Annotated in this window: 21 protein-coding genes and 1 pseudogene; 10 read left to right on the forward strand and 12 right to left on the reverse strand. The window is 67.1% G+C overall.

Annotated elements, in window-relative coordinates; genetic code table 11:
* Window positions 1–11 precede the first annotated feature (11 nt).
* The 4 genes from ABIB14_RS15605 to ABIB14_RS15620 all read right to left on the reverse strand — a co-directional run bounded on the left by ABIB14_RS15605 (window position 12) and on the right by ABIB14_RS15620 (window position 3,692).
* Window positions 12–1,118 carry a sulfite oxidase gene (locus tag ABIB14_RS15605; protein WP_354236848.1) on the reverse strand — a complete coding sequence of 369 codons (1,107 nt, stop codon included), beginning with the start codon at window positions 1,116–1,118 and terminating at the stop codon, window positions 12–14.
* Between the two features lie 196 nt (window positions 1,119–1,314).
* The gene (locus tag ABIB14_RS15610; protein ID WP_354236829.1) at window positions 1,315–1,764 is read right to left on the reverse strand and encodes a DUF4282 domain-containing protein; all 450 of its coding nucleotides are present in this window, start codon (window positions 1,762–1,764) and stop codon (window positions 1,315–1,317) included.
* A 388-nt stretch (window positions 1,765–2,152) separates the two neighbouring features.
* Window positions 2,153–3,157, reverse strand: a complete 1,005-nt coding sequence (locus ABIB14_RS15615; RefSeq protein WP_354236830.1) for an aldo/keto reductase family protein — start codon at window positions 3,155–3,157, stop codon at window positions 2,153–2,155.
* A gap of 40 nt (window positions 3,158–3,197) precedes the next feature.
* Window positions 3,198–3,692, reverse strand: a complete 495-nt coding sequence (locus tag ABIB14_RS15620) for a hypothetical protein (protein ID WP_354236831.1) — start codon at window positions 3,690–3,692, stop codon at window positions 3,198–3,200.
* A gap of 215 nt (window positions 3,693–3,907) precedes the next feature.
* On the opposite strand from ABIB14_RS15620, the gene ABIB14_RS15625 reads away from it, so the two are divergent.
* Window positions 3,908–4,336: a YchJ family protein gene (locus ABIB14_RS15625; RefSeq protein ID WP_354236832.1), complete on the forward strand. Its 429-nt coding sequence runs from the start codon at window positions 3,908–3,910 to the stop codon at window positions 4,334–4,336.
* Here the strand turns inward: ABIB14_RS15625 and ABIB14_RS15630 are convergent.
* From ABIB14_RS15630 to ABIB14_RS15645, 4 genes are all read right to left on the reverse strand, one after another.
* Entirely contained in the window at window positions 4,333–5,187 is an 855-nt protein-coding gene (locus ABIB14_RS15630; protein ID WP_354236833.1) for a hypothetical protein, read from the reverse strand. The genes ABIB14_RS15625 and ABIB14_RS15630 overlap by 4 nt on opposite strands.
* A 167-nt stretch (window positions 5,188–5,354) precedes the next feature.
* Window positions 5,355–7,355 carry an acyl-CoA dehydrogenase family protein gene (locus tag ABIB14_RS15635; protein WP_354236834.1) on the reverse strand — a complete coding sequence of 667 codons (2,001 nt, stop codon included), beginning with the start codon at window positions 7,353–7,355 and terminating at the stop codon, window positions 5,355–5,357.
* Between the two features lie 64 nt (window positions 7,356–7,419).
* On the reverse strand, window positions 7,420–7,734 hold the full coding sequence (locus ABIB14_RS15640) for a hypothetical protein (protein WP_354236835.1): 315 nt from the start codon (window positions 7,732–7,734) through the stop codon (window positions 7,420–7,422).
* A 213-nt stretch (window positions 7,735–7,947) separates the two neighbouring features.
* Window positions 7,948–8,127 (reverse strand): hypothetical protein, encoded by a 180-nt coding sequence (locus tag ABIB14_RS15645; protein WP_354236836.1) that lies wholly within the window; start codon window positions 8,125–8,127, stop codon window positions 7,948–7,950.
* 148 nt (window positions 8,128–8,275) lie between these two features.
* On the opposite strand from ABIB14_RS15645, the gene ABIB14_RS15650 reads away from it, so the two are divergent.
* The 3 genes and pseudogenes from ABIB14_RS15650 (at window position 8,276) to ABIB14_RS15660 (ending at window position 14,249) form a co-directional block, all read left to right on the forward strand.
* Window positions 8,276–9,724: a DUF3375 family protein gene (locus ABIB14_RS15650; RefSeq protein ID WP_354236837.1), complete on the forward strand. Its 1,449-nt coding sequence runs from the start codon at window positions 8,276–8,278 to the stop codon at window positions 9,722–9,724.
* Between the two features lie 2 nt (window positions 9,725–9,726).
* A pseudogene (locus tag ABIB14_RS15655) lies at window positions 9,727–10,524 on the forward strand (DUF4194 domain-containing protein); the annotation flags it as partial.
* A gap of 218 nt (window positions 10,525–10,742) precedes the next feature.
* On the forward strand, window positions 10,743–14,249 hold the full coding sequence (locus tag ABIB14_RS15660) for an ATP-binding protein (RefSeq protein ID WP_354236839.1): 3,507 nt from the start codon (window positions 10,743–10,745) through the stop codon (window positions 14,247–14,249).
* A gap of 47 nt (window positions 14,250–14,296) precedes the next feature.
* Here the strand turns inward: ABIB14_RS15660 and ABIB14_RS15665 are convergent, their stop codons facing one another.
* Complete coding sequence (locus ABIB14_RS15665; protein ID WP_354236840.1) at window positions 14,297–14,584, reverse strand: YciI family protein; 288 nt, start codon at window positions 14,582–14,584, stop codon at window positions 14,297–14,299.
* Between the two features lie 103 nt (window positions 14,585–14,687).
* On the opposite strand from ABIB14_RS15665, the gene ABIB14_RS15670 reads away from it, so the two are divergent.
* Genes ABIB14_RS15670 through ABIB14_RS15680 form a run of 3 tightly spaced genes read left to right on the forward strand, consistent with a single transcriptional unit; the run spans window position 14,688 to window position 17,414 of the window.
* On the forward strand, window positions 14,688–15,182 hold the full coding sequence (locus ABIB14_RS15670; protein ID WP_354236841.1) for a MarR family winged helix-turn-helix transcriptional regulator: 495 nt from the start codon (window positions 14,688–14,690) through the stop codon (window positions 15,180–15,182).
* A 42-nt stretch (window positions 15,183–15,224) separates the two neighbouring features.
* Window positions 15,225–15,986 (forward strand): SGNH/GDSL hydrolase family protein, encoded by a 762-nt coding sequence (locus tag ABIB14_RS15675; protein WP_354236842.1) that lies wholly within the window; start codon window positions 15,225–15,227, stop codon window positions 15,984–15,986.
* Between the two features lie 39 nt (window positions 15,987–16,025).
* Window positions 16,026–17,414 carry a GH1 family beta-glucosidase gene (locus ABIB14_RS15680; protein WP_354236843.1) on the forward strand — a complete coding sequence of 463 codons (1,389 nt, stop codon included), beginning with the start codon at window positions 16,026–16,028 and terminating at the stop codon, window positions 17,412–17,414.
* Between the two features lie 54 nt (window positions 17,415–17,468).
* Here ABIB14_RS15680 and ABIB14_RS15685 read toward each other — a convergent pair whose 3' ends face one another.
* The 3 genes from ABIB14_RS15685 to ABIB14_RS15695 are packed head-to-tail and all read right to left on the reverse strand — an operon-like array spanning window position 17,469 to window position 20,204.
* Window positions 17,469–18,275, reverse strand: a complete 807-nt coding sequence (locus ABIB14_RS15685) for an FAD:protein FMN transferase (protein WP_354236844.1) — start codon at window positions 18,273–18,275, stop codon at window positions 17,469–17,471.
* Window positions 18,259–18,768, reverse strand: a complete 510-nt coding sequence (locus tag ABIB14_RS15690) for an FMN-binding protein (RefSeq protein ID WP_354236845.1) — start codon at window positions 18,766–18,768, stop codon at window positions 18,259–18,261. Before ABIB14_RS15690 ends, ABIB14_RS15685 begins: the two co-directional genes overlap by 17 nt.
* Window positions 18,765–20,204 (reverse strand): ferredoxin reductase family protein, encoded by a 1,440-nt coding sequence (locus ABIB14_RS15695; protein WP_354236846.1) that lies wholly within the window; start codon window positions 20,202–20,204, stop codon window positions 18,765–18,767. Before ABIB14_RS15695 ends, ABIB14_RS15690 begins: the two co-directional genes overlap by 4 nt.
* A gap of 475 nt (window positions 20,205–20,679) precedes the next feature.
* On the opposite strand from ABIB14_RS15695, the gene rpmB reads away from it, so the two are divergent.
* Genes rpmB through rpsN form a run of 3 tightly spaced genes read left to right on the forward strand, consistent with a single transcriptional unit; the run spans window position 20,680 to window position 21,393 of the window.
* A complete protein-coding gene (gene rpmB / locus ABIB14_RS15700; RefSeq protein WP_056342125.1) occupies window positions 20,680–20,916 on the forward strand; it encodes a 50S ribosomal protein L28 in 237 nt (78 codons plus the stop codon).
* Window positions 20,916–21,083, forward strand: a complete 168-nt coding sequence (gene rpmG, locus ABIB14_RS15705) for a 50S ribosomal protein L33 (RefSeq protein ID WP_013602737.1) — start codon at window positions 20,916–20,918, stop codon at window positions 21,081–21,083. The genes rpmB and rpmG overlap by 1 nt, the downstream gene beginning before the upstream one ends.
* A gap of 4 nt (window positions 21,084–21,087) precedes the next feature.
* The gene (gene rpsN, locus ABIB14_RS15710) at window positions 21,088–21,393 is read left to right on the forward strand and encodes a 30S ribosomal protein S14 (RefSeq protein ID WP_043485315.1); all 306 of its coding nucleotides are present in this window, start codon (window positions 21,088–21,090) and stop codon (window positions 21,391–21,393) included.
* Window positions 21,394–22,053 lie beyond the last annotated feature (660 nt).

A 22,053-nucleotide genomic window follows, 5' to 3' on the forward strand; every position in this document is an offset into this window, starting at 1 on the left:
ACCCCCCGGTTCTATGCGGCCTTTTCCACGGTGACCTTGATCCGTTGCACCACGTTGTTGCCCATGCCCTGGTAGTTCCAGACCGGCTCAAGGGGTTGCGTGGCGCCGCTGGCGTCCGTGGCCCGGCAGGACAGCTCATGGTGCCCCGGATCCGCCACCCACGGCATCGACCAGGCGGACCAGGCGAACGGCGCCGCCGGATGGTCCAGCTGTGCGGCCACCCATTTGCCGTCGATCCCCACCTCAACCCGCTGCACAGCGCCCCGGCCGGACCAGGCCCGACCCGTCAGCATCACCGGGCCCGCGGGCAGGAACCGACTGCGGCTGAAGAAGTCCGGGATGCCCGGCGGGACCATCAGCGAACGGACCTTCATCCAAGTGACCGGGGTGCCGGCGTCGTCCGCGTCCTGCTGGTAGCGGTACGCGACGGACTGCTGGAAACCGTGGAAGGGCTTGGTCAGTACCTTGATCGAGGAGAGCCACTTAACGCTCGCCATCCCGTACCAGCCGGGCACAACGAGCCGCAGCGGGTAGCCGTGCTGCAAAGGCAGCTCAGTGCCGTTCATCCGGTACGCCAGCACGACGTCGGGGCGCAGCGCCTCGTCGATGGGCAGGCTGCGGGCGTACTGCTGGTGCACGCCGCCCTGAATGCCGGCGTCGGCTCCGGTGAACGAGACCTCGACGGCGTCCTCATCCACGCCGGCCCGGGCCAGCAGATAAGCCAAGGGCACCCCGGTCCACACGGCGGTGCCGACAGCCTCCAGCATCCAGGGTTGACTCAGCGGCCGCGGCTTCAGGAGGGAGCGGCCGTTGCCGGCGCACTCCAGGGTGACCGGGACACTGATGCTCGGCGCCCGGCGGAGCGCCCGCAGATTCAGTTCCAGCGACTGTCGCACCGCACCGCCCAACCTCAGGTGCCAGCTTTCCCCGTCGACGGCAGGGATATCGAAGTGATCCAGAAGGTAATGCAGTCCCGGCGGTGTCACGTCGTTTCGCAGGGCCTCGAGTGGCATCGAATGATTCCGCACCGCCAGTTGCAATTCTTCGGCCGTGAGCGGGCCGTTGCTGGGCTCGCCGGGGTTCGGCGCCAGTTTCTGCGTTGGGCGGCGCCCGGCCATACCGGGCGGGGTGTGCAGGGACAGTTGCCTGGGCAGTTGACCGGTCATCGGACTGCGATTCTGTGTGGCGGCGCTGCACCGCGATATCTAACTGCGATATCTAGTGGCGGTCAGTCGGGTCCGGCCGGCGGCGCCTGCCTCTAGCTCTACGCCGCCGACCGGAACCCGTCAACACCAAGTCGCCTCCGTGCCCGGATTAGCCTTTATACGAAGGAGGCGTCGGCGGCTGTTCCGGGTTTTGGTAGCCGGCGGGGTACTGGGAGCCCTGCGGGGGCGCGGCCGGGGGGTTGACCGACGGCGTATCCCACGAAGACGGGCCGGTGGGGCCTGCCTGGGTCCACGCGGCAGTCCCGCCGGGGGGAGTCCCGCCCTGGAGCCTGATGAGCTCAGCGGTATTTTCCGCCGTGCGGATGCCGGCCACCAGAGATTCCAGCCCGATCCTTGCCAGCGCCAGGTAGATCAACGCGAAGAGCGGCCCGAGAACCAGCAGCACGAGGACGCCGAGCAGGAAGTTGCGGCTGGAGAAGGCTGCGATGACGAAGACCAGATACATAATTCCCAGCGCCACCATGATCAGGACATAGACGATCTTGGCGATGGACGGAGAGACGAATCGCGTGAACGACAGGTCAAATAGGTTTTTCAAGAGTTCCCCCAGAGTCGGCCGTCTATAACAACGGTTCCATGCGTGTAACGCAGAGCATATCGGCCCTGCTGGTCGTTCACCGGCAGGAACCCGGCGCCCGCGCGCCTAGATGGTGTGCGCTTCGGCCAGGAAGCGGCCGGTCCCAGCAATTCCCTGACGGTCAGTTCGTGGGTCATAACTTCGGTCCAGGTGGAGTGCAGGGTCACCCGGCACCCGCAATCAGGAGCCGCGCCGAAGAATGAGGTGTACAGGATGTGCTGGACTCCGGCCGCGGCTTCGCGCACCAGGAGGCGCTAGGCGCTGCCCGGGGCCGCCAGCAGGCGGGCCAGTTGTCCGCCCGGTTGTCCGGTGGATCCGGTGACGGCGAGTTCCGGCATCGCGGTCATGGCTAGGCCTCGCGGGAGGCGGGGGACTTGGTCTGGGCCGGGTCGCGCTCGGCGAGGGACCCGATGGCGGCGTCGATCTTGGCCATGATGGCCGGGTCCAGCTTCACGCCGGCTGCGGCCACGTTGCCGGCAATCTGCTCCGGTCGGGAAGCGCCCATAATCGCCGAGGCCACGTTCTTGTTCTGCAGCACCCAGGCGAGACTCAGCTGGGCCATGGTCAACCCGGCCTCCTCAGCGATCGGCTTGAGCTGCTGGACTCCGGTGAGGACCTCGTCGGACATCCAGCGCTCGATCATCCGGGCGCCGCCCTTGGCGTCCGTGGCGCGGCTGCCCTCGGGCGCGGGTTTGCCGGGGTGGTACTTGCCGCTGAGCACACCCTGGGCCATCGGGGACCAGACAATCTGGGAGAGGCCAAGCTCCTCCGACGTCGGAACTACCTCGGCCTCGATGACCCGCCACAGCATGGAGTACTGCGGCTGGTTGGAGATCAGCTGGATGCCGAGGTCCTTGGCCAGGGTATGGCCGTCGCGGATCTGCTTCGCCGTCCACTCGCTGACCCCGATGTACAGTGCCTTGCCCTGCCGCACAATATCGGCGAACGCCTGCATGGTCTCTTCCAGCGGCGTCTCATAGTCGTAGCGGTGCGCCTGGTAAAGGTCAACGTAGTCTGTCTGCAACCGGGACAGGGAGCCGTTAATGGATTCCATGATGTGCTTGCGGGAAAGCCCAAGATCGTTGTGGCCCTTGGGGCCGGTGGGACCGAAGACCTTGGTGAAGATCTCCAGCGACTCGCGCCGCTCGTCCTTCAGCGCCCCGCCCAGAACCGTTTCCGCGGCGGTGTTGGCGTAGACGTCGGCGGTGTCGAAGGTGCTGATCCCGGCGTCGAGCGCCGCCCGCACGCACTGGGCGGCGACGTCGTTCTCCACCTGCGAACCGTGCGTGAGCCAGTTGCCGAAGGTGATTTCCGAAATCTTGAAGCCGCTGTGCCCGAGGTATCTGAATTCCATGGGTTCCAACGTAGCCCAGATGATCTTCAGGGGTAAGGGCTCAACTGGCCTTCCGCTGCGGGTCCTGCCTCTGGCCAGGCTGATGCTGGCGCATGGTTAGCGATCCGGTGTCCCGAATCGGGCTCCGGGCCGGAACCGGCGGATTCGCAAAGGCACGCGGCGCGGATGCGAGGGTGCGGTTCCGGTCCATCGCGGATTCCGCCCCGGCCCGTGCGCTGGCGCGTTCATCGGCGCGTGCGACGGCGGCGGCCCATTCCGGGGAGAGCTGGGGTTCTTTACGGGCCGGCTTCGCGCGGCCCGCGGGTCCGGCTGCCACCGCCGTTTTCGCGGGATTGGCGGATTTCCGGCGAACCGTCCCGGGACCGGACGTGCGGCCCTGGAAGAGGGCTGTCGCCGCCGTGGCAATCAGCCGCCCGCCGCCGGCAAGCAGCAAGGTGATGACGAAGGCGAGGAAGACCCCGAGGAATAAGACAAGACCGATTGCGAGGGTGCCGAAAAAGGTCAGGTTCATGGTGAGGGTTGTCGGGTCTCCCATTTCACCTCTCCAATCCAGCCTGCAGTGAGGTCCGTGCCGCAATCATCGCCAGGCGCCAGCCCCGCTTAACCATACGGACAAATTCGGCAGGACACGTGTGGAAAGGGGCCGTGGCGGCAGGATGTGTCCAAGCTGATACCTTCGTCGCGTCTATAGTCTGAAGCAGCCCAAACCGGCCCTGCCGGCGGGTCGGAAGGCCCCCTGAAAGGACAGCATTGACGCACCAGCACGCAGCCAGTTCAGCCCCCCTCGGGGCCCCTTACGAAGGCAATTGTCCGTGCCTGTCCGGCGAGCAGTACGCCGATTGCTGCGGCAGGTTCCACCGCGGCGAGGCGGAGGCGTCCAACGCGGAGCAACTCATGCGTGCCCGCTACAGCGCCTTCGTGGTGCTCGACGCCGGCTACCTGCTGCGCACCTGGTATCCGGGCACCCGGCCCGCCGGGCTGGAGTTGGATCCGGCCGTGCAGTGGCGGCGGCTGGACATCGTCTCGACGGGACGCGGCGGTCCTCTGGACACCGAGGGCACCGTCGAGTTCAAGGCCTATTTCCGGCACGACGGCGAACGCGGAGTCCAGCACGAAACGAGCCGCTTCCGCCGTGAGGGCCGACGCTGGTACTACCTCGACGGCGTCACGCCCGCCTAGCGCTCCTCGACGCTTTCCACCGGAGTGAAACCCGCGCGGTCCACTTTGCGGTGGAAGCGCATGCCCGCGAGGCCGCCCAGCATGGCGCCGATGAGGGCCACCACCGCCACGACGATGGCCGCGACGATGCCCGCGGTGGTCAGGTCGCCCTCGTTCACGGGGATGCGCGGGAAGCTGTTCAGGTTCGCCAGGACGTTGTACTGCTGGCCTGCGGTCACGGCCAGGACCGCGACCACGATCGCCGCGATCAGTGCCCAGATCCACACCATCATGCCCTGGCGGACGCCGTTGAAACGGGCCATCCGGCCGGCGACGTAGCCGCCGCAGTAATAGGAGACGAAGAGGATCACAAGCAGGGTGATGATGCCCGCAATCCCGACGCTCTGGTTCTTCGAAGCCTGGTTGACGGCGTCGTTGACGTTGGTGTTAGTGGCCAGGCCGACGGCGGTGCCTGCGGCGGCGACCAGGGCGGTCAGCAGGACGGCCATGCCGGTGGCCGCGAGCCAGCCGAAGAAGGCGGAGCCGATCTTGACGCCGCCGAACTGCTCCTTCTCGCGGGCCACCACTGTCTGTCGGGTCGGGACTTCTTCGACGACGGTGTCGTGGACGTGCCGGTCATCGCGGGTCCCGTGGATCACCCGGTTGTCACGGCCGGCGGTGCCGGCGGCAGCGGTGCCGGCGGCAGCGGTGGGGAACGCGCGGGTGTCGTTTGCGCGCTCCGCCCGTGCCTCGGCGCCATGCTCCGCGCCGTCCTGCCGGGCGTCGTGGATCCGGGCGTCCTGGCCAGGGGTTGCATCTTCCTCGCGTGCGCGGCGGGGGATGCGGTCTTCGGGGCCTGCTGTGCTGCTCATGATGGCTGCTCGCTTTCATTGATTGACCCGCGCTCCGTTGTTTGAGCCGGGCACTGCAATGCTTCGACCGTCATCAGGTCTTGCCTCCACCTAACCACGGCGCCGGCATCGATAGCAAGGATGCTTACTATTTATTTGAGCCGTCACGGCGGGGGCATATTCCCACGTCAGCGGTACTTTCGGTGCAGGTTTTCCTTCGCCGAGGCTCGCGGGCTGGCGTCCGCAATCCAGGGCCCTGTCCCTTCGGACTGGTCGAGTACGCCGGCCTCGAGCCACTCGTAGTCCCCGGCGAGCACACTGCGGGTCAGGGCGCGGTCGCCGTCGTCGGTGTTGCGCCAGAGCTGGTCGAAATACTCCTCGACCCGGACCCGCGCCTGCTCGCAGAAGGAGTCCGCGAGCTCGTAGGCCGAGGCGCCGCGTTCGGGGGAGGTCCTCAGCAGCATCTCCGCCCGCGAGCAACATGCCGCGATCGCGTAAAGTTCGGCGCCGATGTCCACGATCCGGCCCAGGAACGCCTGCTTGTGCTCGAGTTTGGCCTGCCAGCGTCCCATGCCGTAGAACGTCTGCCGGGCCAGCCGCCGCGAGGACCGTTCCACGAACCGCAGGTGCTTGCCGAGCCGGCCGAACTCTCCGTAGGAGCGCGGATCCATTCCGGTGCCTGCCACCAGCTTCGGCAGCCACCGGGCGTAGAAACCGGAAGCGCCGACCGCGGCCTTTGCCTTCTCGGAGAGGCTGGCGTCCGCCGAGGCGAGGGCCCCCGCGGCGGCCAGGTGGGCGTCCACGGCTTCGCGCGCGATCAGCAGTCGCATGATTTCCGACGAGCCCTCGAAGATCCGGTTGATCCGCAGGTCCCGCAACTGTTGTTCGGCCTGGACCGCGCGTTCGCCGCGGGCCTCCAGCGAGTCGGCCGTTTCGTAGCCACGGCCGCCACGGATCTGCACCAGTTCGTCGGCGATCCGGCAGCTGATTTCAGTGCACCAGAGCTTGGCGAGGGCGGCCTCGATCCGGACGTCCTTCTGCCCGGCATCGGCCAGTTCGGCGGACAGTTCGAATACGGCGTCCAGTGCGAACGCGCTGGCGGCGATGAAGGCGATTTTCTTGCCCACCGCCTCGTGCTGGCCCACCGGACGGCCCCACTGGGTGCGGGCGTTGGACCACTCACGGGCGATCTTCAGGCTCCAGCGGCCGGAGGCCACACAAAGCGCGGGAATGGACAGCCGCCCGGTGTTGAGCGTGGTGAGCGCGATCTTCAGGCCCTGGCCTTCGCGGCCCAACCGGTTCGCGGCCGGCACCCGGACCTGGTGAAAGCGGGTCACGCCGTTCTCAATGCCGCGCAGCCCCATGAAGGCGTTGCGGTTCTCGACGGTGATGCCGGGGGAATCCATTTCCACGATGAAGGCGCTGATGCCGCCCCGGCGTTCGGTGCCGTCCGGGTCGGTGTGCGCGGGGACCAGGGCCATCACCACCACGAGTTCCGCAATCACGCCGTTTGTGGTCCACAGCTTCACGCCGTCCAGCAGATAGCTGCCGCCGTCCTCGGACAGGACAGCGGTGCAGCCCATCCGGGCCGGGTCGCTGCCGACGTCGGGCTCGGTGAGCAGGAAAGCGGTCACGGCGCCGGAAGCGCACCGCGGCAGGTACTCCCGCTTTTGTTCCGGTGTGCCAAAGACCTTGACCGGCTCGGGAACACCGATCGACTGATGCGCGGACAGGAGGGCGCCGAGGCTGGGGTGCACCGAGCCGAGCAGCGCCAGCGCCCGGCCGTAGTACACCAGCGACAGGCCCAGGCCGCCGTATTCGCGGGGGATCTTCATGCCAAAGACACCGAGGCCTGCCAGCCCGGACAGATACTCGTCGGGGATTCTGGCGTCGCGCTCGATGGTGCGCCCGGACATGGTCCGGCAGTACGCGGTGAGGTGCTCCATGAACGCTTCGCCACGTTCGACGTCGTCCACCGGCGCCTGCGGCCACGGGTGGACGAGGCTAAGGTCGAAGCTGCCAAGGTAGAGGCCCTTGGCGAAGCTGGGCCGGTCCCAGCTGGTCTCCCGGGCGGCTTCCGCCACGGCCCGGGCGTCGGCGGCGGTGGCACCGGAGCCGATCTGTTGGGACGCCACCGGAACTTCGGCGGCGGGATCGTGGGTGGCTGGGTTATCGACGGCGGAGCTCACGGGGCATCTCCTCTAACCGGGTTGGCCGGCTCGAGCCCTGGATCCGCCGCGGGTGGAGGACCCTTCAGCTGTCCCGCAATACTACCCGCGGGTAGGTGCCGGTGCTAGGGGAGGGCTGCCCGAGCAGATCGGCCGGGAAATCGCCCGGAAGCTCCACCGCGGCAGCATGGTGGAGCAGCCGGTCCCAGAGGCTGTTAATACCTTGGACCAGGCCGAGTAGGACACTGGCAGCAACGAACCAGGCCACCCGGCCGACCCCCAGCAGTGCCAATGCCGCGAAGGCCGCAGCCAGGATGAAGAGACCTATCACTAGGGCGAAAAGCAGCGTCCCGAGAAACACCATGGTGCCCGTTTCCACCGCGCTTGGATCGAACTGCATTCTTCCTCCTGCACCGTCGCTTCGGCTGAATCAGTAGCCCGAGCGTAGGGTGCTGGAGGGGAGCCGAGCCAGAGTCGGAGGGCGCGTTGGGGGCGCTTGATACGGGATCGAAATGCTACCCGGGCGTAGGTCACGGTGAGGTCGCGAAAACCTCACCAGCAACTGGAGCCACACGCGCATGGCCGCAGCGGCTCCGTCACGCGTCCGCGCCGCTCAGGGGAGCAGGCCGGCGTCATCCGAATCAGGGGTGTCGGTCGGTTGCGGCGCGATACTGACGCCGGGGACCGGAACGTTCGGGCCCAGCAGTCCATCAGCCGCGACGGCCACCGAGGCGCCGCTCAGGACCACCGCCGTCGACGCCGCACCTATGATCCATGCAGTCTTTGTCCGCATGTCACTCTCCTCCCACGTGGTCCTTCCAGTGTGCTCCCGCAGCGCGACAGGTTCAACGGTGATTACCCGGGCCCTGCGTTAACCTTGTAGTTGGCAGTTTTCTTATATCCGCTGCCCGACCCCACCTCGGCAGCGATAGGAGAACTGCGTGTCCCGTTCCGCCCTGTCCTCCGCCGACGCCATCAGCGCCCGGCTCCGGGACCTCGAACTCCTCACCAAGGGGCCGGCCTGGGCACTGACCCGCTCGGCGCCATGGGTGATAGCCGTGCTGCAGGCCTCCTTCACCCGCACCCGGCCGCAGCTGACGCTGGAACAGTTCCACGCCGACGTCGACGCCTTCCTTGAGCAACTCCGCCGCCAGGACCCGGGACTAGGGGGCTCCGCCAACGGCAAGGGTTTCGGCGACGAGTGGACCCGCAGGAACTTCCTGACCCGCCGCAACCAGTCCGGCCAGATTGTCTACGAGCTCACCGAGCCCGCGGCCCGGGTCCTGGCCTTCCTGGACAGCCTGTCCAGTGAACGTTCCACGCTCAACGGTTCGAGGCTCGGCACACTGCTCGGCGACGTGGAAAAGCTCGCCAACGAGACCAACCCGGACCAGAGCGCCCGGCTGGTATCCCTGGAAGAGGAGATCGGCGACCGCCGACAGCTGATCGAGGAGATCAGCTCGGGCGAGTTCGACGGGCTGCTCGACGACGACGAAGCCGTCGAAGCGGCCGGCAATATCCTGGACCTCGCCGCGAGCCTGCCCGCGGACTACAAGAAGATGCGGGACCGGATCGAGGAACTGGTGGGCGAGCTCCGGAACCAGATCATCGAGGAATCCCTCAGCAAGGGCGCCACCATGGCGCAGGTGCTGGAGGCGGACAAACGGCTCCGGCAGAGCCCGGAAGGCAGGACTTTCCGGTCCTTCACCGCGTTCCTGGAGGACCCGCAACAGCAACTGCGCTTCCGTTCCGCGATCGGGGAGGTGCTCAGCAGGCAGTTCGCCGACGAGCTCAGCCAAGATGAGCGCGAGACACTGAAGAACCTCGTGGCCGAACTGCGCACGCAGCACAGCCAGATCCAGCGGATCTACGGAAAGCTCAGCGAAAGCCTCAACACCTACGTCCAGAGCGACGACTACCGCCAGTCCGTCAGGCTCCGCAAGGCCCTGCGCGAAGCCGAGCAGGCCATCCGCTCGCTGCCCTACGAGCGCGAACGCCCCGGCCTGGTCAGCGGACCGGTGCTCTTCAACGCCGGCTTCGAATCCCTGGCCATGGTCAAGCTCTTCGACCCGGACGAGTTTGCCGTGCCGCCGAAGCTGGCGGACCCGATCGCATTCAGCAACTCCGACCGGACGCGCTCGCCGCGTACCGGCAAGGCCAGCCCCGAGGCGATCCGCACCGCCTTCGCCGGGGTGTCCACCCTGGCGGAGGCCTGGGAGCAACTGCCAGAGACGGAACGCCACATCAACTCCATCCGTGCCCTGCTCTCGCACGCGCTGCACCAGGGTGCCGGCTTCGACCGCGAGGCCTGGGCGACACTGGACTTCGAACAGATCGACGGCTCCGTCCGCACCGCGTACCTGCCCGTCGTCACGCTCAAGAAGGATTGAAGATGACCGAACTTGCCCAGGAAGTGCCCGGCACCGAGCCAGTGGACGAGCCCCAGCACTCGCCCGGGCACGTGCACGCCGATCCCTTCACCGTGACCCCGCGGGACACCTTCGTCGACGGCGCCGCGCTCTTCCCGGGGGACACCGGCGTGCTTCCGATGAAGGTCCGCCAGGCGCTCGTGAAACTCCTCAAGGGCCCCTACATCGACGGCGGCCACGACGAAAAGCTGTGGACCACACTGCTGGACAACCAGCTGATCCTGCGCAGCCGCCTCTCCGAGCTGTTCCTGACGCTCCAGTTGGACCATGAGCGCAAGGTCGCCGTGCTGCGCCCGGTGGATCCCGAGGCGATCGGCGGCAGTACCCGTTCCAGCATCCTGCGCCAGCAGCGTGCCCTGAGCCGGGTCGAAACCATCGTGCTGCTGCGCCTGCGCCTGCTCCTGGACCGCCACGTCACCGCCCAGACCGACCCCACGATCACGCGCGAGGAAATAGCCGATCTCGTCGCCCATTATCAGCCCGCCGGCCAGCAGGATGCGCTGCGCGATTCCGACGTCGTCAACCGCGCCATCACCAAGCTCCTAGCTCGCCAACTACTCCTCAGCACGGGCCTGGACGAGGTCTACACCATCTCCAACGCCCTCCCCCTGGCGCTGCCCTTCCAAAACATCGGTGACATCCCGGCCCAAATCGAAGCCCTCGTCGCCGCCAGCACCGACCCCACCGGAACAGAACCCCTCCTTGACCTCGACGCCGACCCAGCAGCCCCGACGGACGACGACACCGAGGACGACGACGACGCGCTTGTTAACAGCAGCGGCAGCGCCGGGGACATGCGGCAGCATGCGTCTAAGCAGGGCCCACTCGGACAGGGTTCCCTGGCCGAGCTTGCGAGGCAAGGGAGTCCGTGGGGCGGAACGAGCGAGCATGCAGAGCATGTCTCCGGTGGGGCCGCGCGAGGCGACCACAGCGGCTCGACTGCGGAACGCGACCACACAGACGAAGCGGAGGACGAGCAGTGAGTATCGCAACCATGCTCCCGCTGGGCGAGCTCACCAACCCCGGCCAGATGCGCCTCGCCCTAGTCCAGGTGGTCAACTGGGGCACGTTCCATGGCGCGCACACAATGCACGTGGACCGCAACGGCACCTTGCTGACCGGAAATTCCGGCGTCGGGAAGTCCACGCTGTTCGATGCCATGCTGCGGGTGTTCGACGCCCGGCCGCGTTCCAACGAGGCGGCCGCCCAGCGTGCCGGCGGCGCCGTCGAGGACAAACGGACCACGTTCACGTACATGCGCGGCAAGGTGGGGGACAAGGCCGTGGGCGAGGGCTCGGCCAGTGCGTTCCAGCGCCCCGGCGCGACCTGGTCCGCCGTCGGGCTGACCTTTGACAACGCCGCGGGCACCAGGGTGACCATCTCGGCACTTTTCGACGTGCCTAAGAACGGGACCGAGTCCAGCGTCGGCCGGTTCTACCTGATCGACAACAAGCCGCTGGACCTGGCCGCGCTCGAAGGGATCGCAGAGAAGCGGTTCACCAAGTCGGCCCTGGACGCGATCTTCCCGGACGCCCAGATCTTCGACGTCCACAAGGCCTTCGCCGAGCGTTTCCGGCGCCTGTTGGGGATCAACTCGGACCAGGCCCTGCCGCTGCTTCGTGTGATCCAGGCCGGCAAAGGTCTGGGCGGCAGCGTCAACACCTTCTTCCGCGACCAGGTCCTGGATGCGCCCGCCACGCTGGCTGCCGCGGACGACGTCGTCGAGGAATTCAGCAACCTGATGTCCATCCGGCAGCGGCTCGAGGACGTCCGGCAGCAGCGCGACCAGCTCGCCCCCGTCCCCGGACTGAACAAGGAGTATGCCCGGTCCCTGCTCGACGCGAACCGGTTGCGGGACCTCGCGGGCGGGGAGTTCGAGGCCTATAAGCAGCAGCTGGCTGTCAGCGTGCACGGCAACACCCTGGAACGCGTCAAGGCGCTCGCGCAGGACAAGGCCCGTCAGCTCGGCGCCGAACGCGGCGTCCGCGACGGCCTGGCGAAGGATCTGCGCGAGCTTGAGGCGGACTACAACAACCAGGGCGGCAACGCGATTTCCGCGATTGAACAGTCGCTGGAGAACGCCCGGGTGGGCCTCAAGCTCCGCGAGCAGGTCGAGGAGGCCGCCCGTAAGGCCCTGACGGACGCCGGCCTGGAACTTGAGTGGACGCCCGCGGGCTGGGAGCAGGCCCACGAGCACGCGGCCGCACGCTCGGCCGAGCTTCAGGACGACTCGGAGGCGCTCAAGGAGCTTCGCTTCGAGGCGTTCGACAGCCACGCGACCCGGAAGCGGGAGCTCGCGGCCGCCCAGCAGGAACTCCTCTCGCTCAAGACCCGCAAGTCCCTGCTGCCGCCGTCGAGCATTGAAAACCGCGGCGCCATCGCGGCGGCCACCGGCATTCCCGAGGAGCAGATGCCTTTCGGCGGTGAACTGATCGACCTCGCGGATGGCCACGAACAGTGGCGTCCGGCCGCCGAACGTGCACTGCGCAGCCTGGCCACCACCCTGCTGGTGCCCGGCGACCACTTTGCCGCCGTCACCCGCTACCTCAATAACCACCCGGTCCGCGGGGCGCTGCGCGCGGTGGACATTTCGAAGCCGCTCGCCGGCGGCGCGCTGGCCGTGCAGGACGTAGCCAACAGCGATCTGCTGACAAAGCTTGACATCCTTACCTCGGGCCCGGCCGGCAGCTCCTTCGCGGCGGCCGGCGAGTGGATCCGGGAGCGGATCGCCCTCGATTTCGCCTACGCCTGCGTGGAGGATCCGGGCGAGCTGGCCCGGCTGGACAAGGGCTTGAGCCTGGGCGGCGTGGTCAAGCGCAACCGCCACACGGTGGAAAAGGACGACCGCTTCACCTCGCGGCAGGACTACGTGCTCGGGTTCGACAACGCCGCCAAGCTTGGGGTGGTGGCGGCGCAGGTCGAGGAGCTCCGGCAGGAACTCGCCCAGGCCGCCGACCTGGCGCAAAGCCGGGAAGAGTCACACCAGGGCATGGCCCGCCAGCTGGACGCCCTGCGCCGCGTGGCCGGTGACCACCGGCCCTGGGAGCAGGTGTCCGCAGCGGTTGCCGCCGAGGAGCTCGCCAGGATTGAGCAGCGGCTCAGGGACGCCCTCGCCGCGCAGGCGGACCTCGAGCCGCTGCGCGCCAACATCGAAGCCGCCCGGCATAAGCACCAGTCCAGCACCGAGGCCGCGGCCGTCCTCCAAAGCGAGTACAAGGCCCTCGATGCGCAGCTCACCGCGGCGGACTCCCTGCTGGACGCCGCCCGGCAGCGCCTGGCCGAGCAGCCGCCGTCGGACGCCACTGTCACGGCGCTGGCACCCTACTTCACGGGCTTCAGCGAGCTGCTCGAAATGTACGAGCTGGATAACCTCGCCCACCAGGTCCGGACCCGGCTGCTGGCCGAGCTCCACGCGGCCGAGTCCCGCGGACAGGCCACCTCCGAGCGGCTCACCCGCATCTTCGAGGGCTTCGTCCGCGAATGGGGAACGGCAATTTCCGCGGACCACGGCACCTCCGTCGGAGCCGCGGGCGAGTTTGAATCCCGCTACCACGCGATTGTGAGCGACGGACTGCCCGCGCAGGAAGCCGAGTTCCGGCAGTTCTTCAACCAGCGCACGCACGAGTCCTTCAGTACGCTGCTGCACCTGCTGGACGAGGAACGCCGCTCCATCACGAGCCGCATCCTGCCGCTGAACGGCATTCTTTCCGAGGTCAACTTCCACGAGGGCAGCTTCCTGGCGCTGGACATCAAGCAGACCCTGCCGGCTACCGCGAAGCAGTTCAAGGACGCTATCCAGAACGCGCTGAAGGTCCGGCACGCCCGGCCCGGAAGGGCCGCCGCGCCGGCCGCCGTCGCCAGCACACAGACGGACGACGACGACGAGCTCACCAACCGCTACAAGTCGCTCGAAACGCTCGTGAAGCGGCTCGGGTCGCAGACCCCCGAGGACCGGCGCTGGCGTGCCGAGGTGCTGGACGTCCGCGGGCATCTGTTCATCCAGTGCAAGGAGCACCGCGAGGTGCGGGCCCCCGGTTCCAAAGCGGCGGCGAAGGACGGCGCCGGGAACCGTGCAGCGAAGACTGAGGTCTTCATGCACGCGGACACAGGCTCCATGTCCGGCGGCGAGCGGCAGCGTTTCACCGCGTTCATCATGGCGGCGGCGCTGAGCTACCAGCTGGGCATCGCCGAGCAGGGCTTCACCACGTATGGCACGGTGATGATGGACGAGGCGTTCGTGCTGGCCTCGGAGGAGTTCGCCGGCGCTGGGATTAAGGCGCTGCATGAGTTCGGCTTCCAGCTGTTGCTGGCCGCGCCGGAAAACGTGATCGACCTGTCCCGCCACCTTGGTTCGGTGACGGAGATTCTCCGGGACAAGCGCACCAACCGGTCCGGTATCCTTACGGCCCCGGTGATCGCGGCGGGCCCGGGCTCGGAGGGCAAGTGGCGGTCCGAAGCCAACCCGGTGGACATCGTCCTGCGCTGACCCGCATTGGTCCTGGGCTGGGTTGAAAAAGCTGCTGCCCGGCTGAGCTAGCTGTCCTGTAGGTTCTCGTACCCTGGTGCGACGCGGCTGGCATGGAATTCCTCTACGTCGTAGTCGGCGACGCCGTTAACGTAGAAGGGGTCCTTGACAAGTGCCGCGTCCAGCTCGGCGCGGTCCGCGTTGGACAGCAGGAGCGCGCCGGTGCGCGGGATTTTGCGCCCTGCGACCATGAAGACCCCGCGGTCGAACGCATCCTGCAGCCAGGCGACGTGCGCGGGCAGGTGGAAATCGACGATCTCTTCGGGCACCTTGTAGGTCAGGGAGACTACGTACATAGCGCCAGCCTACCGCTTGCGCCGGGCTCGCAGGCGGGCAGTCGGGTGCCCCGGCCCGCACCGACGTTGAACCGTCAATCATCAAGGCTCCTAGAATAGAGCCATGACCGAACCGCGCTGGCTCACCGCTGACGAACGCCGTGCCTGGCTGGCCCAGCTGAGTATCAATACACTGTTGCCCGCCGCACTGGACACCCAGCTGCATGCCGCTGGAAAACTCTCGCTATTCGACTACAACGTCCTGGCCATGCTTTCCGAGGCGGAGGGCCGCTACCTCCCCATGAGCGAGTTGGCGGCCCGCACCAGCGCTTCACTGTCCCGGCTCTCGCACGTGGTCACCAAACTCCAGAACCGCGGGTGGCTCGAGCGGCGGCCGCATCCCGGCGATGCCCGCGTCACCACCGCGCATCTCACCGACGACGGAATGACCACCATTGCGGGGCTCGCTCCGGACCATGTGGAGGCCGTCCGCGCGCTGTTCCTTGACGCCCTGGATCCGGACGACGTCGCGATGATGGCCCGGATTGGCGAGAAGATCGTGTCCCGGCTCGACGCGGGCCACTGGATCCTGCGCGACAGCACGCCTCCCCCCGCGTAGCGCCCCTTGGTTGCTCTCAGCAACCGGTGGCAGACTGGCTCCATGGATTTTACGGCCCGCTACGTTGCTCTCGGAGATTCCTTCACGGAGGGCGTCGGCGACGATCACCAGACCCGCCCGAACGGCGTCCGCGGTTGGGCCGACCGGGTCGCCGAGCAGTTGGGCGCAGCAGATCCGGGATTCGGTTACGCCAACCTCGCCATCCGCGGACGGAAGCTCCGCCAGATCATGGCTGAGCAGGTGGACGCCGCCGTCGCGCTCAATCCGACCCTGGTGACCATCTACGCCGGCGCGAACGACATCCTCCGGCCCAAGGTCGACATCGATGACCTGCTGGCGGAATACGACGCCGGGATCCGCAAGCTGAGAGCGGCCGGGGCCACAGTGGTGATGTTCACCGGCTTCGACGCCCGCGGCTCCAAGGTCTTCGGGACCATGCGCGGCCGCACCGCCATCTACAACGAACTGGTCCGCGGCATCGCCGGAGACCATGACGCCCTGCTGGTGGACTATTGGCGGTTCAGCGAATACTACGACTGGGGCATGTGGGCGACCGACCGCATGCACATGTCGGCAGCCGGCCACGCCAACATGGCCAAGCGCGTCCTTACCGTGCTGGAGCACGAGCACTCGATCGATGTCCCGCCGATGACCCCGGTTCCGGAACTCGGCCGCTCCGATGCGATCCGCGCGAACGCCCGCTGGGTGCGCGAATTCGCCGGACCCTGGGTGCTCCGCCGGGTCACCGGCAAATCCTCCGGCGACGGGCTGTCACCGCGGTACGCTCAGCTCACCCGCCTCTAGCAAGACGCCTTCCGGCACGACGCAAGGAGCAACAACAGGATGAACACCAGCCCTCTCGCCTTCCCGGCCGGATTCCTGTGGGGAGCCGCCACCGCCGCCTACCAGATCGAGGGGGCTGCGCACGAGGACGGCCGCGGGGACTCCATCTGGGACGTCTTCTGCCGCGTTCCCGGCGCCGTCGCGGATGCCCATAACGGCGACGTCGCCTGCGACCACTACCACCGCACGGCCGAGGACGTGGGGCTGATGACGGACCTGAACCTGGCCGCCTACCGCTTCTCCATCTCCTGGGCCCGTTGCATGCCCGACGGCGTGACGCCGAATCCCGAAGGCATCGCGTTCTACTCGCGTCTGGTCGACCAGCTGCTCGCCGCAGGTATCACGCCCTGGGTGACGCTGTACCACTGGGACCTCCCGCAGGCACTCGAGGACAAGGGCGGCTGGGCGGCGCGGGAAACGGCCGAACGCTTCGCCGACTACGCCGCGGTGATGCACGAGGCCCTCGGCGACCGGGTCAGGATCTGGACCACGCTCAACGAACCCTGGGTCTCCGCGTTCCTTGGCTACGCTGCGGGCATCCATGCCCCGGGCCGACGGGACCCTGCTGCCGCGCTCGCGGCAGTACACCACCTGCTGCTGGGGCACGGCCTGGCCGTCCGGAAGCTCCGTCGGCGCGATCTGGAGGCAACCCTGGGCATCACCTTGAACCTAACGGTGGCCGATCCGGCGGACCCCGCCCGGGACGGGGACCTGGATGCAGCCCGGAGGGTTGACGGCCAGTCGAACCGGCTTTTCCTGGACCCGCTCTTCCACGGCGAGTACCCGGCCGACGTGCTCGCCGACGTGGCCCACCTCGGCATGGCCGACGTAATCCGGCCGGGGGATCTCGACGTGATTTCGGAGCCACTCGACGTGCTGGGCGTCAACTACTACCACGGTGCCGCCTTCACCACGGATGCGGAGCAGCCGGAGCAGCATGCGTCACCCCTTGTCGCGGCCGACGGCGTCCGGGAGGTTCTGCGCGGCCTCCCCGTCACCGGGATGGGATGGGAGGTCCAGCCGGAGGGCCTGCGCCGTTTGCTGAACCGGCTGCAGCGCGAATACACCGGCCCGGCCGGAATCCCGACTTACATCACGGAAAACGGCGCAGCCTTCGCTGACGTGCCGGACGCCGCGGGATTCGTCGATGACCAGGCGCGGCTCGCCTTCTTCGACCAGCACCTGCGGGCCCTCCACCAGTCGCTGGCGGACGGCGTGGATGTCCGCGGATATTTTGCCTGGTCCCTGCTGGACAATTTCGAATGGGCCTTCGGCTATCACCAGCGTTTCGGGCTGGTCCGGGTGGAATACGAATCGCAGCGCAGGATCCCCAAGGCGAGCGGCCTCTGGTACTCGCGTGTGGCGGCATCGAACGTCCTGCCCGCATAGGTGACGGCAGACACGGAACGGGCAATGCCGGCGGAAGTCGAGGCGGAGGCGAGCCTAGGCGCGGAACCCCTTCGTGGCGAGGAGGCCGCCGTCGTTCCGGATGGCGAGCACCTCCACGTCCCAGCCGCTGGTCGCCCGGTTAAGCATGGGAACCCCGCCGGCCACAATCGCCGTTGCGAGCACATCCGCGGTGACAATGTCTGCCGCGGCCACCGACACCTGGTGGAATTCACAAAGGCCCGCGCCGCTGGTCCAGATGTGGTCGCCGCGTTCGGCGGAGCCGGAGGTGGCCAGCGCGGCGGCGCCGGTGCCGCCGCCGAGCGGGTAGGCGGCGATCAGGGTGTTGCGGTCCTGCGGATCAACGATCCCCGCCCGCCACGAGGCACCGCTGGCCATGATGGGCGAACCTGCGACCAGCACATCGCCGCCGGCGTTCAGGCACCAGTCGCCGAGCTCCAGTGCCTCCAGCGCGGCCCCGGCTTCCTTGATCGCGAAGCCCTTCACCAGCCCGGACAGATCCGGCACGCCGTCCGGCCGTTCGGGGGTGAACGCACCCTCGGTCAGAAGCCGCCATTCGGCGGCTTCGGCGTAGCGGTCCCGGAAATCCTGCGAGGCCTCGCGCAGCGAAAGCTCCCCGCGTGCCAGCCGGCTGGCCTCGGACCCGGGCCGGTAGAGGCTGAAGCGGGCGTCGAGTTCCAGGAACAGCTGTTCGACGACGACGGTCGCGGCCGCCAGCGCGGCATCGGCCGCCGCGGTCCCGATCTCGGTTCCGGCGGGAACGGTGAGACTGACGACCGTGCCCATACAGCGGAAGGTCCTGGCCTTGAGGCCCGGCCGGCCGAACTCAGAGGTGGGCTGCATCGAGGGCCGACTGGAGTGAGGTCAGGTACGCGGAACTGGTAACGGTGGCTCCGCTGATGGTCTGCACCTTGGCCGACTGCGCCCGGAGGACCTCGGAGCGCAACAACGGGGCGGCGTAGTTGCTGATCTGCACCGACCTGCGATCTTCATTAGTCAATTGCAGGGCGGCGACATTCGATATGGTGCTGCCGCCTACGGCGATCTGCACCTGAACGGGGCCGAAGCGCGTCTGCACGACGGAGCCCGCGAAGGTGGCGCCGGCCGCGGCCGGCGCGCCGGTGGGCCCGGTTGACCCTGAGGACGACGTCGGGCTCCCGGCCGAACCGCTGGAGCCCGTGGCGCCGGACCCGGCTCCGTTAGACCCGGCCCCGTTGGTACCTGCTGCCGTGCCGACGGCGCTGGCCGTAGTGGTGACGTGGGTTCCCGACTGCCAGCCGACCACAAGGATCCCGACCGAGGCCAGGGTTGCTGAAAGAACTGCGCGAATTCTCACCAGTCGAACCTTTCGTAGTGGAGTTGCTCGTCCCGCACGCCGGCCCGGCGCGCGTCATCTAGGACGTTTTGTGCCCAGCCGGAGGGCCCGCAGACGTAGACGTCGGAGTCGGCGAGGTTTGGCGCGTAGCTTGCCAGCCGGTAGCCGGAGCGCGCCTCACTTTCCGGCAGCCATGTGTGCGCGCCCCGCGGACGGCGGCCGGTCAAGTGGAACAGCGTGGCACCGCGGCGTTGGCACAGATCGAGGATTTCCTGGCCGAGGTACAGCCCGGATGGACTGTGGCCGCGGAGGATCACTGTGGCATCGCCCGGTGCCAACGGAGTGCTCTCCAGCAGGGCGCGGATCGGGGTGATGCCGATACCTGCACCAATCATCACAATGTGCTTGCGGCTGCGCGACGCGGTGCTGAACAGTCCGTACGGCCCTTCGACCGCCACCCTGGTGCCGGGTTTCAGCCGTGCCAGGCGTGCCGAACCCCGGCCGAGGTTGCGGACCGTGATCCGCAGCCGTCCGCCGCCGTCGTCGAACTGCAGCGGATCGGCGGAGAGGCTGAACGGATGCGGATGCCACCACTGACCGGGGGTGAGGAAGCGCCAGATGAAGAAGCGCCCGCCACTGCCGGCAAGTTCGTCAAGGTGCCGACCCGCCATTTCGATGCTGACCACGCCGGGGGCCACTGCCACCACCCGGCTGACCCGCAAGCTGAGCCGGAAAGTGGCAACGATCGGCTCAAGGACCCGGTAGTGTGCGAGCGCTGCCCCCGTGCCGATACACACCGCAAGCCAATACCAGCGCTGCCAGGTCCCTTCGGCGAAGAGTCCACCGACGCTGAACTGGTGCGGCAGGGACGTCAGCACCGCGGCATAGGTGAGCAGGTGAACGACGTACCAAAACTCATATGGAAAACGCCGGCGGACGGCCACCAGGGAGGTAACGACGACGGCGATAAACAACGCCGTCGAAACATACGCAAGCCACATGTCCGGAACCTGGACCCACAGGGCCACAGCCTCGCTGACCGGATCCAGTCCCTCGGCCACCCCGTAGCCGACTGCGAGCAGGACGCCGTGGGCCAGCAGGAGGTACAGCGAAGGCTTGCCGAGTTTGCGGTGGAACTCGAGGGCGCGGTCATGTCCGACCGCGCCGTCGATGATCGGAAGCCGAGCCGCGAGGAGCAGCATGAGCAGCACCAGGTCCATGCCGGCCAGCCCGGCCACAATCCCCGCCGCCGTGAAGGCTCCGGCCAAGCTCGAGAAGCCGTTGGCGCCGCCGTCGGCCAGCCACAACGCCAACGCACCCGCCAGCGACGCCCAGGCGATCACGGTGAGGAGGTCTGCTTTGAGCATCCGCCGGCGCTGCTGTCCCTCGAAGGGGTTCCGCTCCACCGGCACCCGACGGACCGCGGGCTGCGAGGCAGTCTGGGTTGATGTGTTCATGTCTCCAGAGTCTGCCCGTTGCCTATCATTTCGCTGTGAAAGAACTGCGTCCCGGGTAAGACTTGCCCGCAGGTGCAGACCGCTTCGCCTTATACACCGCCGGGCCCCGAATTGGTCTTTAATTCGCCGAGCCCGTAGACTTGGTGGGCGCTAGGTGGCGCGGAGCGTGTGCAGTTGCTCCGGTTGACGGAAATGTCTGAGAAATCGGGCACTCCCGGTGGCCGGTAGTTAGGGGCTCAAATTGCGTGCACTCCTGTATTCGCCCAGCATCCCGGCACGCCGCGGTGATTTCCCTTGGTTATCCCGCCCCGTGCCCGTGACTCACAATCTTCGCCGCAGTGAGGACTGCAACTGGCTCAGCCGGTTGCCGGAGGACTGCGGAACGCATGTGGGAGCTGGATGCGGACGTCGCCTGTCGCACGGTTTTGTGGGAACTCCGCAGCCGTTTCATTTTATTTTCATGAGGAGAGTCGTCATGGCAGCACACTGCCAGGTGACCGGAGCCGAGCCGGGCTTTGGACACAGCATTTCGCACTCGCACCGTCGCAACAAGCGCCGGTTCGACCCGAACATCCAGAAGAAGCGCTACTGGGTTCCGTCCCTGCGCCGTAATGTCACTCTGCAGCTGTCTGCAAAGGGCATCAAGACCATCGACGTACGTGGCATCGACGTAGTCGTAGCCGCCATCCTGGCACGAGGAGTGAAGCTCTAGTGGCTAAGGACAAGGACGTACGTCCGATCATCAAGCTCAAGTCGACCGCGGGCACGGGTTACACCTACGTGACGCGCAAGAACCGTCGTAACGACCCGGACCGTATGGTCCTGAAGAAGTACGACCCCAAAATCCGCCAGCACGTCGAATTCCGAGAGGAGCGCTAAACACATGGCTAAGAAGTCAATGATCGCTAAAAACGAACAGCGTAAAGTCATCGTCGAGCGTTACGCTGCAAAGCGCCTCGAACTGAAGAAGGCCCTGGTTGATCCCAACTCAACCGACGAGGCGCGCGAAGCTGCTCGCCTCGGCCTGCAGAAGCTGCCCCGCAACGCCTCACCGGTACGTCTGCGTAACCGCGACATCATCGATGGCCGTCCGCGCGGTACCTTCCAGAAGTTCGGTATCTCCCGTGTTCGCTTCCGCGACATGGCTCACCGCGGTGAGCTCCCGGGCATCACGAAGTCTTCCTGGTAATTCAGTATCCCTGAACCCAGTGGCTTGATGAGGGGCCGGCAACCATGTGGTTGCCGGCCCCTTTCGTATTTAAGCCGGCGCCGCATTTAAGCCGGCGCCGCATTTAAGCCGGCGCCGTTTGAGCCGGCACCGTTTGAGCCGCCTGCGGCGGAGACGTCCGGCACCCGCCGGCGCGGATCAGGCCGGTGACGGAGCGCACACCCTTCATATCTGACTCCAGCCAACGACTTTTACCCTCTCCGGCATGGTTGTGGTGGCTGCTTTCGGTGTGTTTGCGGGTTTTTTGTGGGTGGGGGAGGGGTGTGGGGGCCGATTTGTCCGGGGTGGGTTTGGTGTGTAAAGTAGTTCGAGTCGCCGCCGCTGAAGCGGAAAGATAGCGACCGACCCCCTTGTTGAACAGCCTGGAAGATGGCGCGTTTTGTGCGCGCCGGTGTCCGGGTGGGGGCCTGTTTCGTGGGACCGGGAATCGCGGAAACGTTGATTTGCTAAGTGTCCCGGACTCGGGTAAGTTTGGGAAGTTGCTCCGGAGCGATCTGTGGCCCTGTGGGGTTGTGGTGGTGCCGGGTGTGTCTGTTGTTTGAGAACTCAATAGTGTGCCAAGTTTGTTGATACCAATTTATTGTATTGAATTGGTTGATTGTGCCGGACTGTGCCACCCCG

The organism is Arthrobacter sp. UYEF3, assembly GCF_040546245.1.
Classification (GTDB): domain Bacteria; phylum Actinomycetota; class Actinomycetes; order Actinomycetales; family Micrococcaceae; genus Arthrobacter.

Coding starts and splice junctions, on each gene's coding strand:
- ABIB14_RS15605 (WP_354236848.1), bottom strand. CDS start 1,118: ATGGCCGGGCGCCGCCCAACGCAGAAACTGGCGCCGAACCCCGGCGAG.
- ABIB14_RS15615 (WP_354236830.1), bottom strand. CDS start 3,157: ATGGAATTCAGATACCTCGGGCACAGCGGCTTCAAGATTTCGGAAATC.
- ABIB14_RS15620 (WP_354236831.1), bottom strand. CDS start 3,692: ATGGGAGACCCGACAACCCTCACCATGAACCTGACCTTTTTCGGCACC.
- ABIB14_RS15630 (WP_354236833.1), bottom strand. CDS start 5,187: ATGAGCAGCACAGCAGGCCCCGAAGACCGCATCCCCCGCCGCGCACGC.
- ABIB14_RS15640 (WP_354236835.1), bottom strand. CDS start 7,734: ATGCAGTTCGATCCAAGCGCGGTGGAAACGGGCACCATGGTGTTTCTC.
- ABIB14_RS15645 (WP_354236836.1), bottom strand. CDS start 8,127: ATGCGGACAAAGACTGCATGGATCATAGGTGCGGCGTCGACGGCGGTG.
- ABIB14_RS15665 (WP_354236840.1), bottom strand. CDS start 14,584: ATGTACGTAGTCTCCCTGACCTACAAGGTGCCCGAAGAGATCGTCGAT.
- ABIB14_RS15670 (WP_354236841.1), top strand. CDS start 14,688: ATGACCGAACCGCGCTGGCTCACCGCTGACGAACGCCGTGCCTGGCTG.
- ABIB14_RS15675 (WP_354236842.1), top strand. CDS start 15,225: ATGGATTTTACGGCCCGCTACGTTGCTCTCGGAGATTCCTTCACGGAG.
- ABIB14_RS15680 (WP_354236843.1), top strand. CDS start 16,026: ATGAACACCAGCCCTCTCGCCTTCCCGGCCGGATTCCTGTGGGGAGCC.
- ABIB14_RS15685 (WP_354236844.1), bottom strand. CDS start 18,275: ATGCAGCCCACCTCTGAGTTCGGCCGGCCGGGCCTCAAGGCCAGGACC.
- ABIB14_RS15695 (WP_354236846.1), bottom strand. CDS start 20,204: ATGAACACATCAACCCAGACTGCCTCGCAGCCCGCGGTCCGTCGGGTG.
- rpmB (WP_056342125.1), top strand. CDS start 20,680: ATGGCAGCACACTGCCAGGTGACCGGAGCCGAGCCGGGCTTTGGACAC.
- rpsN (WP_043485315.1), top strand. CDS start 21,088: ATGGCTAAGAAGTCAATGATCGCTAAAAACGAACAGCGTAAAGTCATC.